Annotated in this window: 12 protein-coding genes and 1 pseudogene; 8 read left to right on the top strand and 5 right to left on the bottom strand. The window is 65.1% G+C overall.

Features of this window, described 5'->3' with window-relative positions:
• The first annotated feature begins 22 nt into the window (after positions 1-22).
• From ltnD to CLU86_RS03505, 7 genes and pseudogenes are all read left to right on the top strand, one after another.
• Entirely contained in the window at positions 23-934 is a 912-nt protein-coding gene (ltnD, locus tag CLU86_RS03535; RefSeq protein ID WP_099740648.1) for an L-threonate dehydrogenase, read from the top strand.
• A complete protein-coding gene (otnK, locus tag CLU86_RS03530) occupies positions 931-2,208 on the top strand; it encodes a 3-oxo-tetronate kinase (RefSeq protein WP_099740647.1) in 1,278 nt (425 codons plus the stop codon). Before ltnD ends, otnK begins: the two co-directional genes overlap by 4 nt.
• 17 nt (positions 2,209-2,225) lie before the next feature.
• Positions 2,226-2,915 (top strand): aldolase, encoded by a 690-nt coding sequence (locus tag CLU86_RS03525; RefSeq protein ID WP_099743251.1) that lies wholly within the window; start codon positions 2,226-2,228, stop codon positions 2,913-2,915.
• A 70-nt stretch (positions 2,916-2,985) separates the two neighbouring features.
• A pseudogene (locus CLU86_RS03520) lies at positions 2,986-3,987 on the top strand (alpha/beta fold hydrolase); the annotation flags it as partial.
• 90 nt (positions 3,988-4,077) lie between these two features.
• On the top strand, positions 4,078-4,875 hold the full coding sequence (gene otnI / locus CLU86_RS03515; RefSeq protein ID WP_099740645.1) for a 2-oxo-tetronate isomerase: 798 nt from the start codon (positions 4,078-4,080) through the stop codon (positions 4,873-4,875).
• 118 nt (positions 4,876-4,993) lie between these two features.
• Complete coding sequence (locus tag CLU86_RS03510; protein ID WP_099740644.1) at positions 4,994-5,824, top strand: urease accessory protein UreD; 831 nt, start codon at positions 4,994-4,996, stop codon at positions 5,822-5,824.
• Positions 5,825-6,266: 442 nt separating this feature from the next.
• Positions 6,267-7,469 (top strand): porin, encoded by a 1,203-nt coding sequence (locus CLU86_RS03505; protein ID WP_233194773.1) that lies wholly within the window; start codon positions 6,267-6,269, stop codon positions 7,467-7,469.
• 95 nt (positions 7,470-7,564) lie between these two features.
• On the opposite strand, the gene CLU86_RS03500 is transcribed toward CLU86_RS03505, so the two are convergent.
• The 4 genes from CLU86_RS03500 to CLU86_RS03485 form a co-directional block, all read right to left on the bottom strand.
• Positions 7,565-8,083 (bottom strand): GAF domain-containing protein, encoded by a 519-nt coding sequence (locus CLU86_RS03500; protein WP_099740642.1) that lies wholly within the window; start codon positions 8,081-8,083, stop codon positions 7,565-7,567.
• A 118-nt stretch (positions 8,084-8,201) separates the two neighbouring features.
• Positions 8,202-9,428, bottom strand: coding sequence for an alanine transaminase (gene alaC, locus CLU86_RS03495; RefSeq protein WP_099740641.1), 1,227 nt, complete (start codon positions 9,426-9,428; stop codon positions 8,202-8,204).
• A gap of 186 nt (positions 9,429-9,614) precedes the next feature.
• Positions 9,615-10,145: a hypothetical protein gene (locus CLU86_RS03490; RefSeq protein ID WP_099740640.1), complete on the bottom strand. Its 531-nt coding sequence runs from the start codon at positions 10,143-10,145 to the stop codon at positions 9,615-9,617.
• A gap of 62 nt (positions 10,146-10,207) precedes the next feature.
• The gene (locus CLU86_RS03485; RefSeq protein ID WP_099740639.1) at positions 10,208-11,416 is read right to left on the bottom strand and encodes an MFS transporter; all 1,209 of its coding nucleotides are present in this window, start codon (positions 11,414-11,416) and stop codon (positions 10,208-10,210) included.
• 260 nt (positions 11,417-11,676) lie between these two features.
• Here CLU86_RS03485 and CLU86_RS03480 point away from each other — a divergent pair, with 260 nt between their 5' ends.
• Positions 11,677-12,405 carry a haloacid dehalogenase type II gene (locus tag CLU86_RS03480; RefSeq protein ID WP_099740638.1) on the top strand — a complete coding sequence of 243 codons (729 nt, stop codon included), beginning with the start codon at positions 11,677-11,679 and terminating at the stop codon, positions 12,403-12,405.
• A 63-nt stretch (positions 12,406-12,468) separates the two neighbouring features.
• Here the strand turns inward: CLU86_RS03480 and CLU86_RS03475 are convergent, their stop codons facing one another.
• Positions 12,469-13,584, bottom strand: coding sequence for an adenylate/guanylate cyclase domain-containing protein (locus tag CLU86_RS03475; RefSeq protein WP_099740637.1), 1,116 nt, complete (start codon positions 13,582-13,584; stop codon positions 12,469-12,471).
• Between the last annotated feature and the right edge of the window lie 139 nt (positions 13,585-13,723).

The raw sequence follows: 13,723 nt of genomic DNA, 5'->3' as shown, positions 1-13,723 counted from the left end.
TTTGCTCTAGAAAGACACCACTATGACCCAACCCACCGTCGGCATCATCGGCCTGGGCGCCATGGGCGCTGGCATTGCCAAGACCCTGCGCAACAACGGTTTCACCATCCACGTGTGTGACGTGCGCCCCGGCGTGGCCGATGCCTTTGTGGCGGACGGCGGCACCGCCCACGCCACCACCGCGTCGCTGGCAGCGGTGAGTGATGTGGTGGTGTCGGTGGTGGTCAACGCGGCGCAGACCGAGAGCGTGCTGTTCGGCGACGATGGCCAAGGCGGCGCAGCAGCGGCCATGCGCCCCGGCAGCACCTTTGTGATGTGCTCTACGGTGGACCCCAACTGGTCGGTGGCGCTGGAAGCGCGCCTGAACGCGCTGGGCCTGCACTATGTGGACGCCCCCATCTCCGGCGGCGCAGCCAAGGCCGCATCGGGCCAGATGACGATGATGACCTCGGCCAAGCCTGAGGCCTATGCCGCAGCGGGCGCCGTGCTCGACAGCATGGCCGGCAAGGTGTACCGCCTGGGTGACAAGGCGGGCGCGGGCAGCAAGGTCAAGATCATCAACCAGCTGCTGGCCGGTGTGCACATCGCCGTGGCCGCCGAAGCGATGGCCCTGGGCCTGCGCGAGGGCGTGGAAGCCAGCGCCTTGTATGAAGTGATCACGAACAGCGCGGGCAACAGCTGGATGTTTGAAAACCGCATGGCCCATGTGCTGGCGGGCGACTACACGCCGCTGTCGGCTGTCGATATCTTTGTGAAGGACCTGGGCCTGGTGCTGGACACCGCTCGCGCCAGCAAATTCCCTCTGCCGCTGGCCGCCACGGCGCACCAGATGTTCATGCAAGCATCCACCGCAGGCTTTGCCAAAGAAGACGACAGCGCCGTGATCAAGATCTTCCCTGGCATCACGCTCCCCAAAGGCAAGGACAAGGCATGACCCGCGCACGTGCACTGCTGGGCTGCATTGCCGACGACTTCACCGGCGCGACCGACCTGGCCAACAACCTGGTGCGCGCAGGCATGCGCGTGGTGCAGGCCATGGGCGTGCCCACGGCCCCGTTGGATGCGGAGGCCGATGCCATCGTGGTCGCGCTCAAGTCGCGCACCGTTCCCAAAGACGAGGCCATCGCCCAATCGCTGGCCGCGCTGCAGTGGCTGAAGGCGCAGGGCGCCGAGCAAATCTATTTCAAGTACTGCTCCACCTTTGACAGCACGGCAGAGGGCAACATCGGCCCCGTGACCGATGCGCTGATGCAGGCGCTGGGCACCGACTTCACCATCGCCACGCCCGCCTTCCCCGACAACAAGCGCACCGTGTTCAAGGGCTACCTGTTTGTGGGCGATGTGCTGCTGAACGAGAGCGGCATGCAGAACCACCCGCTCACGCCCATGACCGACCCCAACCTGGTGCGCGTGCTGCAAGCGCAGACGGCCAGCCGCGTGGGCCTGATCGACCACAGCGTGGTCGCACAGGGCGAGGCAGCTATCCGCGCACGCATCGATCAACTGAAGGCCGAGGGCGTGCGCATGGCCGTGGTGGATGCGGTGTCGAACGCCGACCTGCTGCGCCTGGGCCCCGCGCTCAAGGGCATGCCGCTGGTCACAGCGGGCTCCGGCGTGGCGATTGGCCTGCCGGGCAACTTTGGCGTGGCCCCCAGCAACGAGGCCGCCCGCCTGCCCGCCGCGCAAGGGCTGCAGGCCATCGTGTCGGGCAGCTGCTCGGTAGCCACCAACCAGCAAGTGATGGATTTCATCAAGGCAGGCAAGCCAGCACTGGCCATCGACCCGCTGCGTATTGCCGCAGGCGTGGACGTGGCCGCCGAAGCGCTGGCCTGGGCCGAAGGCCACATCGGCCAGGGCCCGGTGCTGGTGTATTCCACCGCCGAGCCCTCGGCCGTGCGCGCCATTCAGGGCAAGCTGGGCTCTGAAAAGGCCGGTGCCATGGTGGAAGACACCATTGCCGCCATTGCACGCGGCCTGGTGCAGCGCGGTGTGCGCCAACTCATCGTGGCGGGCGGCGAAACCTCCGGTGCCTGCGTGCAGGCCCTGGGCATCACGCAAATGCGCATTGGCGCGCAGATTGACCCCGGCGTGCCATGGTGCCATGCCGTGGCCCCCGACGCCAAGGACGGGCTGCACATCACGCTGAAGTCGGGCAATTTCGGTAGCACTGACTTCTTCACCAAGGCTTTTGCACAATTGTTGGCATGACCTCTACCCCCGCCTTCATGGATGAGCCCCAAGCCCGCGACGAGATCTGCCGCGTAGGCCGCAGCCTGTTTGAGCGGGGCTATGTGCACGCCACCGCCGGCAACATCAGCGCGCGCCTGGCCGATGGCTACCTCATCACCCCCACCGATGCCTGCCTGGGCACGCTGCAGCCCGAGCGGCTGGCGCACCTGGACGCACAAGGCCAGCAGGTGGCAGGCGACCGGGCCAGCAAGACCATTGCCTTACATCGGCAGATTTACGAGGCCTCGGCATCGACCGCAGCCCCCGCACGCTGCGTGATCCACACCCACAGCACGCACCTGGTGGCCTGCTCGCTGCAGGCCGACACCGCCGCAGGCGGCCAGCTGATGCCTGATGCGCAATTGCTGCCCCCCATCACGCCCTACTTTGTGATGAAGGTGGGTCGCGTGCCGCACATCCCCTACCACCGCCCCGGCGATGCCGCCGCAGCAGCACTGGTGGCGCAGACCATCACCCGCTATGCCGCACAGGGCAGCCCTGTGCGTGCCGTGATGCTGGCGCGCCTGGGGCCCAACGTGTGGCACGACACGCCCGCCGCCGCCATGGCCGTGCTGGAGGAGCTGGAAGAAACCGCACGCCTGTGGATGCTGTGCCAGCCTCGCCCCACATCGCTGACCGAACCCCAGATCGAGGAGCTGCGCCAGAGCTTTGGTGCCCATTGGTAATTGGTAACTGGTATCGGGCTGGCTGCGCACATGGCGCGGGGACGAAAGAACAAACACAAGGAGACAAACCATGACCCTTTCTTTCTGGCGCAAAGCCTTTGCTCCCATGCTGCTGGGCGTGCTGGCCACGGGCGGTGCATCGGCTGCGGACTACCCCGCCCCCAAGCACGGCGAGTGGGTCGTCAAGGATTTCCGCTTCCACACCGGCCAGACCCTGCCCGAACTCAAGTTGGCCTACTCCACCGTGGGCGAGCCCACTGGAGAGCCCGTGCTGGTGCTGCATGGCACCAATGGATCGGCAGAAAGCATGCTCACGCCCGGCTTTGCAGGCACGCTGTTTGGCCCCGGCCAGCCTCTGGATGCGCGCAAGTACTTCATCATCCTGCCGGACGCCATCGGCACCGGCCGCTCCAGCAAGCCGTCTGACGGCCTGCGCGCCGCCTTTCCGGCCTACAACTACGACGACATGGTGCAGGCCCAGTACCGCCTGTTGACCGAGCACCTGGGCGTGCGCCATGTGCGCGCCATCGTCGGCAACTCCATGGGCGGCATGCACACCTGGGTGTGGGCCCAGCGCTACCCCGACTTCATGGACATTGCCGTGCCCATGGCCTCGCTGCCCGCCGCCATGTCAGGCCGCAACTGGATGATGCGCCGCCTGCTGGTGGATGCCATCCGCAACGACCCCGAATGGCAGGGCGGCAACTACACCCGCCAGCCCCGCAGCCTGCAGTTTGCGTCGGTGTTCTTTGGCACCGGCACCAACGGAGGCAACCAGGGCCTGCAAAAGCTGGCCCCCAACCGCGCTGCGGCCGATGCACTGGTGGAGCAACGCCTCAAAGCCCCATTCCGTGGCGATGCCAACGACCACATCTACCAGTGGGAGGCATCACGCGACTACGACCCCGAGCCCGGGCTGGAACGCATCACCGCGCGCGTGCTGGCCATCAACTCGGCAGACGATGAGCGCAACCCACCCGAGCTGGGCGTGCTGGACAAAGCCATCGCCCGCATCCCGCACGCACAGGCCTACGTAATCCCAGCCAGCGCCGACACCCTCGGCCACAGCACGGTGGGCCTGGCGCGCTTGTACCAAGACCGGCTGGCGCAGGTGCTCACCCACGCACCGCGCCGCTGACCGCTTTTTTCTCAGGAAACTTTCATGCCCCGCTTCGCCGCCAATCTGTCCATGCTCTACAACGACGTGGACTTTCTCGACCGTTTTGCCGCCGCCGCACGCGATGGCTTCCAGGCGGTGGAGTACCTGTTTCCCTACGCCTACCCGGCGCAAGAACTGGCCACACGGCTGCAAGCCAACGGCCTGCAGCAGGTGCTGTTCAACGCCCCGCCCGGCAACTGGGACGCGGGCGAACGCGGGCTGGCCTGCCTGCCCGGGCGCGAGGCCGAGTTCCGCGAAGGCATTGCCAAGGCGGTTGAATACGCCCAGGCGCTGCAGTGCCCCCGCATCCACCTGATGGCAGGGCTGGTGCCCCAGGGCGCGGACGCAGCCACCGTGCGCTCCACCTACATCGCCAACGTGCGCTACGCCGCCGCGCAGGCTGCACCCCATGGCATACAGATCCTGCTGGAGCCCATCAACGGCCGCGACATGCCCGGCTTCTTCCTCAGCCGCCAGGACCAGGCCCATGCGCTGATCGCAGACATCGGCGCCGCCAACGTGAAGGTGCAGATGGACCTGTACCACTGCCAGATCGTGGAAGGCGACCTGGCCATGAAGGTGCGCCAGTACCTGCCCACAGGCAACGTCGGCCACTTCCAGATTGCCGGTGTGCCCGAGCGCCACGAACCCGATGTGGGCGAGATCGACTACACCTACCTGTTCAAGCTGCTGGACAGCCTGGGCTACGACGGCTGGATTGGCTGCGAATACCGCCCCGCGCGCGGCACGGCAGCCCATGCCACGTCCGACGGGCTGGGCTGGCTCCAGCCCTGGCTGTAAGGCCTGAAATACCCGCAGGCTTGCAGGGTATGGAATATGCTTACTAGAAAAAACGGGCTGCTGCGCTTGTCTATCAAGCGCAAGCAGCTATATTTTTGATAGTAAACAGACATCCAACATGCCCTGGCACGCGCGCCTGCAACTGAACTACACCCTCGAAAACGCCCGCACCCTAGCGCGGTTTGAGCACAACGGGCCGCTGCGCATTCTGCAAAGCCTGTACCCCGAGGGCGACGCCATCTGCCACAACGTGCTGGTGCACCCGCCGGGCGGTTTGGTGGGCGGTGACACGCTGGAGATTGCCGCCACCGTGGGCACAGGGGCGCACGGGCTGGTCACCACACCGGGGGCCACGCGGTTTTACCGATCGGCTGGCGAGCTGGCGCTGCAGCGCACCCACCTCACCCTGGCTGAGAACGCGCGCCTGGAATGGCTGCCGCTGGAGGCGCTTTGCTACAACGCCTGCCACGCCCGCAACCACCTGACACTGTCACTGGCGGCAGGCGCCGAATGCATGGGCTGGGACGTCACCGCCCTGGGCCTGCCCCACGCCAACCAGCCCTTTGAAACGGGCGATTTTGAACAGCACATCGAAGTGCCCGGTGTGTGGCTGGAGCGCGGCACCATCAACGCAGCAGACCACCAGCTGCTGCACAGCCCCCTGGGCCTGGCCGGGCAGCGCTGTCTGGGCAGTTTGTTCTTTGTCACGGGCACGCCCCTGGACAGAGCCCGGCGCGATGCCGCGCTGGATGCCGCCCGGGCTGTGGTGGATACGCACTCGCTCAAGGCCACGGCGGGAGCCACCAGCCCCAACCCGCAGGTGGTGGTGTTGCGCGTGCTGGCGCCCCAGGTGGAGCCTGCCATGCAGTTGCTCAAGCAAGTGCGCAGCGCCTGGCGCAAAGCCCTGTGGCAGCTTGATGCCGTGCCACCCCGCATCTGGGCGATGTAGCCGGTTGGCTACATTCATCAGCCCCAAATAGGCCTCTAGCGCCTTCATACAAAGCGCAAGCAGCTATCAAATAAATAGCAAAACAGTACACCGAATGCAGCCCCTGAACGGCCTCAGATGGTGCACCAACAAGGGGCCAAGGCAACGCGCTATGAGCGCCCCGCACCCTGCTTCGCCCGACGGCAGCCCTGCCCGCGATCGACAACGCCTGCCCCCTCCTCTCACGGGGTGACTCGGGTTTCTACGTGTATTCAAGAATTTAGTTAGTAAATATAACTATTTCTTGATGCACAGCAAGCACCACCCTCAGGGCGAAATGCCCCACCCACGCCACTGCCCGCCCCCTGCGGCGGCTGGTGCGCACACCCCTGCAGCGCAACGCCCACAAGACGGCGCGCAGCATGGGCTCCATCCCCAGCGTCCATTCAGAAAGAACATCACCATGCAGAGACAAACCTCATTCCTTCCCCGTCACACCACCGACGCCCGTCAAGCCCGACGCCAGGCGCTGCGCTCCCGCGCATCGTGGGCGCGTGCTGTTGGCATGGCCACTTTGGCCACGGCTTCGTTGGCCGCGCAAGCCCAAAGCACCGGCACCTCCAGCGTCACCCTCTACGGGATCGTGGACGCCTCGGTGGGTCGATTCAACGGCTCAGCGGCTGGCATCAATGCGCAAAACACCGCCGTGAGCAAAGTGGAGAGCGGCAGCATGTCCACCAGCCGCTGGGGCCTGCGGGGCAATGAGGACCTGGGTGGCGGCTTGTCGGCGAGCTTCGAGATGTCGTCTTTTGTGCGCAACGACACTGGCGCCGTGGGCCGCAACGATGCCATTGGCGCCCCCGTCAATGTGGCGGCAGACCCCTTCTTCTCGCGCATGGCCTGGGTGGCGTTGGCCCACAAGGACCTGGGGCGCCTGCGCCTGGGCAACGTCACCACGCTGATGTTCGCCAACAGCATCGGCTCGAACGCCTTTGGCGACGGCACCATCTTTGGCCCGCTGAACCTGGTGACTTTTGTGGGCAGCCCCCTCACCGGCGGCACGGCCTGGACCAACTCGGTGGTGTACGACAGCCCCAACATCGCAGGCTTTACCGGCGCTGCGGCCTACGCTGCATCAGAAGCCCAGGGCGGCGGCAACCGGGCCCTGCGGGTGGCTTATGCCAGCGGCCCCCTGGCCACCTCGCTGGCCTGGCAAAGCGTGAAGAAAAACCCGCTGACGTTTGCCGACGGCACGTCGCCCAACAACACCCGCTCGTGGCAATGGGCGGGGTCTTACGACTTCAAGGCCGTCAAGCTGTGGGCGCACCTGGGCCGCATTGAAAACAAGGGCACCGAAGCCACCCCTCTGGATGTGTCCTACAAAGTGTGGGACCTGAGCGCCACGGTGCCTGTGGGCGCAGGCAACATCCTGGCTGGCTACGCATCACGCCGCACCAGCGACGCCGTGGGCCCCGTGCCCGCCACCGCAGCGGGCGGCAATGTGCAGCGCAAGGTGTTTACCGTGGGCTATGACTACTGGCTGTCCAAGCGCACTGACCTGTACGCCATGGTCATGCGCGACAGCACCCGCACCAACACCGTGGGCAGCGGCTTGCTCAACGCCAGTGGCACCAGCTTTGCGGTAGGCATGCGGCACGCGTTCTGAGTGCGGCGGCACCGCTGGTGGGCGGTGCCTGCCTGACTTGCAAGTGATCCAAGGTTGGGGCGTCTGCGGGCGCCCCTTTTTTTATCCTGAGGCCGTCAACGGTTGGCCACAGCCGAGGCAGGCGCCAACTTGGTGGCCAGCAAGCTGGCCGTGTAGCGCAGCCGGTCAATGTCCGCCCCGGCGTGCACACCCCGGCTGAAGCAGCACAACGTGCCATACACCGCGCCACCGGCAAGGCGCACTGGCGTGCTCAAGTGGGTGCCGATGGGAAATCCGGGATCCGGGGCTTTGCCGGATGCCACATAGGGCTTCGCATCCTGCATCACCTCCGGCAATCGCCCTTCCACCACCCGCTGGCACCAGCTTTCCTCCACAGGGTCAGACATGCCCGGCTCCAGCAGTGAGCAGTCGGGGGCACTGTCCACGGCCTTGATGATGCGGCGACCGTCGGTGATCTGCGAGACGAACGCCACATCCATGCCCAAGCGGGTGCGCAGCAACTGCAACACCTGCGGCACTGCGGCCGGGAGGTCCGGGTCCGCAGAGTCGCTGGTGGCCACCAGCAGTTCAGAAATGGTGACGTCGAGGTCGTCGGGGTTGTAGTCCAGAAACATGCAAAACAGTCTAAGCGAAGGCCTCGGCTGAGGGCCGTAAGCCATCGCCGAAACCGTACATAGGCGGGGGAGAAGGCGGACACCAAGTGCATAGCCCGCCCCACCGAACAGGGCTGCTTCAGGCTGCAGTCGCTGCGGGGACCTTCAACAGTCCATCGGCTTTGAACATGGCTCGTATGCCACGCACGGCCTGGCGGATGCGTGCCTCGTTCTCGATGAGGGCGAAGCGCACGTATTCATCGCCCTGGTCGCCAAAGCCGATGCCGGGCGAGACGCACACCTTGGCCTTGTCGAGCAGTTGGCGCGCAAACTCCAGCGAGCCCAGCGCACGGTAGGGCTCGGGGATGCGGGCCCAGATGTACATGCTGGCCTTGGGGCAGTCCACGGCCCAGCCCGATTCAGTCAGGCCCTTGTAGAGCACGTCACGGCGGCGCTGGTACTGGGCGGCAATCTCTTTCACGCACTGCTGGTCGCCCTCCAGCGCGGCGATGGCGGCCACCTGCAGTGGCGTGAAGGTGCCGTAGTCGTGGTAGCTCTTGATGCGGGCGAGCGCGGCCACCAGGTCAGGGTTGCCGACCATGAAGCCCACGCGCCAGCCGGCCATGTTGTAGCTCTTGGACAGGGTGAAGAACTCCACCGCCACGTCCTTGGCTCCGGGCACTTCCATGATGCTGGGGGCGCGGTAGCCGTCGTACACGATGTCCGCGTAGGCCAGGTCGTGCACCACCAGGATGTCGTGTTTCTTGGCCAGGGCGATCACGCGCTCGAAGAAAGACAGCTCCACGCACTGCGCGGTGGGGTTGCTCGGGAAGCCAAAGATCATCATCTTGGGCTTGGGGTAGCTGCCGCGAATGGCCTTTTCCAACTCGGCAAAAAAGTCCACATCCGGTGCCACAGGCACGCTGCGGATGTCGGCCCCGGCAATCACCGCGCCGTAGATGTGGATGGGGTAGCTCGGGTCGGGCACCAGCACGGTGTCGCCCCGGTCCAACGTGGCCAGCATCAGGTGGGCCAAGCCCTCCTTGGAGCCGATGGTGACGATGGCCTCGGTGTCTGGGTTGATGTCCACCGCGTAGCGGTCTTTGTACCAGTGGCTGATGGCGCGGCGCAGGCGGGGTATGCCTTTGCTGGCGCTGTAGCCGTGGGTGTCGGGCCGCTGGGCCACTTCAGTGAGCTTGGCGACGATGTGCGGCGGCGTGGCCCCATCGGGGTTGCCCATGCTCATGTCAATGATGTCTTCGCCCCGGCGGCGAGCGGCGAGTTTGAGCTCTGCCGTGATGTTGAAGACGTAAGGAGGGAGGCGATCGATGCGCGCAAAGCGGCGTTTGCCTTGAGAAGCAGACATGCTGGTGAACTTTCACGTAAGCGCCCGGAACCGTCCGAGCGACGTGGCCAACAATGGGGTTGGCCCGTGTTCACTGTAACGCAGCTTCAGAGCCTTTCACAAGTACGTCCGCTACGCCCTGTAGCGCAAACCCCCACAGGTGCCCCGTCAACCGCACGCTGCCTTCACGGGAATGGGTGGCATTGATCAGGCGTGTCCACGTGCCTTGACGAGCAGGCGACCAACACCTTTGCTGCCAAGTAAAAGAAGAACTCCCGCAAGCGCCTGAACGCCAGTGGCCACCATACCGGCAAAGTCATCGGGCATGACTGCAGGCGCGCCTGCAAACGCTTCGCTGGTCTCCATCACTGCTGAATAGAGCTTGAGGCGCGCCACCCAGAAAACGGCGTCGAACAGCGAAGACGCGAAGAAATAGAAGCCAATAACGGACAACGCAACTGCCTGCAGACTGGCCGCCGCGTCGACCTGGCTATTGCCAGTGGAAGTGCTGTCAACCAAGCGATTCGCCACCGTCCCGGGAAGCCAGACCATGGCCATCCCTATCATCAGCGGAACAAGGGAAGCGATGATCGCCGTAATCAGAGGGGAAGCATTGGCCTCCTGGCCCGCAGCCACCACCAGGGTCACGATGGATTTGGGCACGGCAGTCAAGGTCGCCACGATTACGACCACGCCTGCAATGCGCAACAACAAACGGGACAGAGCGTGATGATCCATGTGGTACCTGGGTTGGGACAGAATGACTGTGAAAAATCAGTGTACCAAGCAGGCGGCAGGAATCAGTGACGCTTCGTGGCCCGCTCGCTGCTCAGCGACCACGCAAAGATCCCGACGCCGCCCAGGCCCAGCACCACGCCCACCCAGCCGGTGGACGTCCAGCCCAGGCCCGCCGCGATGGACACGCCGCCAAGCCAGGCACCCAGCGCATTGGCCGCATTGAAGGCCGAGTGGTTGAGCGCAGCGGCCAAGGTCTGCGCGTCGCCAGCCACATCCATCAGGCGGATCTGCAATGCAGGGCCAATAGCGACCACCGTGCCCAGGAAGAAGGTGGCCAGCGCCGCGCTGATGGGGTGGTGCGCGGCAGGCACGAAGAGCGCCATGACCACGATGGACCACAGCAGCACCTTGCCGATGGCGGGCATCAACGCCTTGTCGGCCATGCGCGAGCCGACGATGTTGCCCGCCACCATGCCCAGGCCGAACAGCGAGAGCACGAAGGGCATCAACGCCGGTGGCATGCCTGCCACTTCCAGCAGCGTGGGCTTGATGTAGCTGAACACCGCAAACATGCCACCAAAGCCAATGGCGCCAATGCCCAGCGTGAACCACACCTGCTTGCGCGCCAGCGCGCCCAACTCGCGCAGCGGGCTGGCGCCGTGCGATGCGGGCATGTTGGGCACCCACAGGCGCACCATGGCGACGGCGGCCAACGCAATCAAACCAACGAAGACAAACGCGGCGCGCCAGCCAAACACCTCACCCAGCGCCGCAGCGATGGGCACGCCCACCAGCGTGGCGGTGGTGAGCCCCAGCATGACCCAGCCCACGGCCCGCGCACGGCGCCCTGGGGGCGCCAGGGCCGCGGCCACCAACGCGGCCACGCCAAAATAGGTGCCATGGGGCAGGCCGGTGAACAAGCGCATGGCGCTGAGCGATGCGTAACCGGGCGCCAGGGCCGATGCGAAGTTGCCCAAGGCGTACACCGCCATCAATGCCATCAGCAACGCCCGCCGCCCCCAGTGGGCACACAGCACCGCCAGCACTGGTGCGCCCACCACCACACCCAGCGCGTAAGCGCTGATCACGTGGCCCGCCTGCGGGATGCTGACACCGATGTCGCGCGCCACCTCAGGCAGCAGACCCATGATGACGAACTCACCCGTGCCAATGGAGAAGCCCCCCACCCCCAGGGCCAGCACGGCACGCACCAGGGTGCGGTCATCGGTCGGGGTGGATGCGAGAGACGTTGAGGGCAAAGGCGCGGTCATGGCAAGGGCAACAGCAAAGGAAGGTGGCCCCGAAAGACAGCGGGGCAACATGGGCAACAGACGGGGTTGGGAGCGGGAAAGAGCGCGAAAAGAAACAGAGTTACGGGGGTAAACCCGTTTTTTGTAACCATAGCACGCCATCCACAGACTTGCTGGGACAGGGGAATGCGTCGCATGGGTGACGGGCAGGCCGGGCAACACGGTCCGTCCATGTCACCATGGCAGCCCCAAAGCCCAGCCCCTTTTTGGAAGGACTGCGAATGACGAAAGCCCCCTGCACAGCCGACACCCTGGCCGACACCGTCCAGGTGCTGGCTTTCGACATCTTTGGCACGGTGGTGGACTGGCACGGCAGCATCGTGCGCGAGATGCAGACACGGCACCCGAGCGTGGACGGCGATGCCTTTGCACGGGCCTGGCGCGCTGGCTACCAGCCGGCCATGGCCCGGGTGATGGCGGGTGAGCAAGGCTGGACGCTGATCGACGACTTGCACCGGGGCATCCTGGAAGAGATTCTTCCGCGCTTTGGTCTGGCGCACCTGTCCGAAGCCGAACGGCACCACCTCAACCGGGTGTGGCACCGCCTGGATGCCTGGGCCGACAGTGTGGAAGGCCTGCAGCGGCTCAAGACCCGGTTCACCATCACCACACTCTCCAACGGCAATATCGGCCTGCTGACCAACATGGCCAAGCGCGCTGGCCTGCCGTGGGATTGCGTGTTGAGTGCGGAGGTCTTCAAAGCCTACAAGCCCGCGCCTGCCACCTACCTGGGGGTGGCCAAGGTGTTTGACCTTGCCCCGCAGCAGGTGGCGCTGGTGGCGGCCCACCATGACGACTTGGCCGCAGCGCGCGCTTGCGGCCTGCGCACGGTCTACATCGAGCGGCCCCTGGAGTTTGGTGCCCAGCACATCAAAGACGTGACACCGCAGCCCGGCAACGACCTGCATTGCGCCAATCTGGTTGCCTTGGCACAGGCGCTGGGCTGCTAGGGCCTCTCTGATCGCATCACGGCGCCGCGTGCATCTGCAACCTGAGGCACTGCCGCCCCGGGCTTACCCGGCAGCCACCATCATCTGCACAAACATCTGCGCACGGGCCTCAAACTCCGCGCTGGTCGAGGTGAACTCGACACCCGCCATAGGATGGGGTGTGTCGGTTTTGAGGGTCACGACCCGGGCATAGAGGTCCCGGGCCTGGTACTGCACCAAGGTCAGGTCGAAAGACAGGCGCACCTCGCCTTGCAAATCCAGCGGCTCGACCAGCTCCAGCATGGCCCCGTGGTAGCCCATGTCGCGGATCACGGCTTGGGCCACGTGGGGCAGGACAACGCCGTCCTGCACGATCTGGTAAGTGCAGGGAATCCGCACCTCCACCCGGTGGCTGCGTCGGAACTCCTGGCGAGGCACCTTGAGCCTGCGGGTGGGAATGGCCACCAACTCACGCATGCTGATGGGCTGGCTATAGCCCTTGACGAACACCTGCATGGGCGCCGTGGCAGACACCAGTCCCCAGCAGCGCTCATAGGTTTCTTCGCTGATCAGCACCTGCCCGCGCAAACTGAAGGCCTGCAACCTGAAAGCCAGGTTGACCAAATCCCCCATCACGGTGAAATGCGAGAACGCATCCGACCCGATGCGCCCGGCCAGCGCCTTGCCCGTGCTCAAGCCAATGCCCATGAACACCTGCGGTACGCGGTCGCGCATATGCTCCATGTTCAGGTCGCGCATCGCCATTTGCATCTCTACCGCGCACATCACAGCCCGCTGCACATCGTCGCTTCGGGGGTTTTCTGCGCCAAAAAACACCTTGATCGCGTCGCCCGAGAGCTGGTCGATGGTGCCTTGGTACCGGGTGATGACTTCAATGAGCTTGGCCAGGCAGCGGTTCAAAGGCTCCAGATCGGCTGCATCAGGGTTTTGGCTGTCCGTCACAGGCCCACCACGCAACTTGGCCCAAAGGACGGTGACGTCGCGCGAGACCAATGAAAACGCATAGGGGGCCATGCTGGTCTGCGCAGCCAAGCGCAGCGTGGCCGACATCTCCGCCCGGGCCGCAGCGCTGAGCGGGCTCCCTTTGTCACGGGAGACCAGGCCATCGAGGTGCTGGAGAACCTCATCGGGGTCAAAGGCAGATGGACCGGGGGTCGAGGCTGTGGTGTCTTTGTCCATGGTTGTACTGAAAGCCCATCTGTTGGCACTGCAAACTTGCAATCAAGCGATGGCTGGCCACAAAACGGTGGCGCAGCCCATCGCCGCAGAATAGGCCCGACTTGCAGGATGGTCAATATCGTGTTTCTACGTGCCTGTT

The sequence above is a fragment of the Acidovorax sp. 62 genome (genome assembly GCF_002754495.1).
Taxonomy (GTDB): Bacteria; Pseudomonadota; Gammaproteobacteria; order Burkholderiales; family Burkholderiaceae_C; genus Acidovorax.
The sequence above is the reverse complement of the archived record's forward strand: the minus strand, read 5'-3'. Positions and strand labels throughout refer to the sequence as shown.

What these genes read in the sequence shown, in the direction of transcription:
- ltnD (WP_099740648.1), top strand. Translation starts at nt 23, where the DNA reads ATGACCCAACCCACCGTCGGCATCATCGGCCTGGGCGCCATGGGCGCT.
- otnK (WP_099740647.1), top strand. Translation starts at nt 931, where the DNA reads ATGACCCGCGCACGTGCACTGCTGGGCTGCATTGCCGACGACTTCACC.
- CLU86_RS03525 (WP_099743251.1), top strand. Translation starts at nt 2,226, where the DNA reads ATGGATGAGCCCCAAGCCCGCGACGAGATCTGCCGCGTAGGCCGCAGC.
- otnI (WP_099740645.1), top strand. Translation starts at nt 4,078, where the DNA reads ATGCCCCGCTTCGCCGCCAATCTGTCCATGCTCTACAACGACGTGGAC.
- CLU86_RS03510 (WP_099740644.1), top strand. Translation starts at nt 4,994, where the DNA reads ATGCCCTGGCACGCGCGCCTGCAACTGAACTACACCCTCGAAAACGCC.
- CLU86_RS03505 (WP_233194773.1), top strand. Translation starts at nt 6,267, where the DNA reads ATGCAGAGACAAACCTCATTCCTTCCCCGTCACACCACCGACGCCCGT.
- CLU86_RS03500 (WP_099740642.1), bottom strand. Translation starts at nt 8,083, where the DNA reads ATGTTTCTGGACTACAACCCCGACGACCTCGACGTCACCATTTCTGAA.
- alaC (WP_099740641.1), bottom strand. Translation starts at nt 9,428, where the DNA reads ATGTCTGCTTCTCAAGGCAAACGCCGCTTTGCGCGCATCGATCGCCTC.
- CLU86_RS03490 (WP_099740640.1), bottom strand. Translation starts at nt 10,145, where the DNA reads ATGGATCATCACGCTCTGTCCCGTTTGTTGTTGCGCATTGCAGGCGTG.
- CLU86_RS03485 (WP_099740639.1), bottom strand. Translation starts at nt 11,416, where the DNA reads ATGACCGCGCCTTTGCCCTCAACGTCTCTCGCATCCACCCCGACCGAT.
- CLU86_RS03480 (WP_099740638.1), top strand. Translation starts at nt 11,677, where the DNA reads ATGACGAAAGCCCCCTGCACAGCCGACACCCTGGCCGACACCGTCCAG.
- CLU86_RS03475 (WP_099740637.1), bottom strand. Translation starts at nt 13,584, where the DNA reads ATGGACAAAGACACCACAGCCTCGACCCCCGGTCCATCTGCCTTTGAC.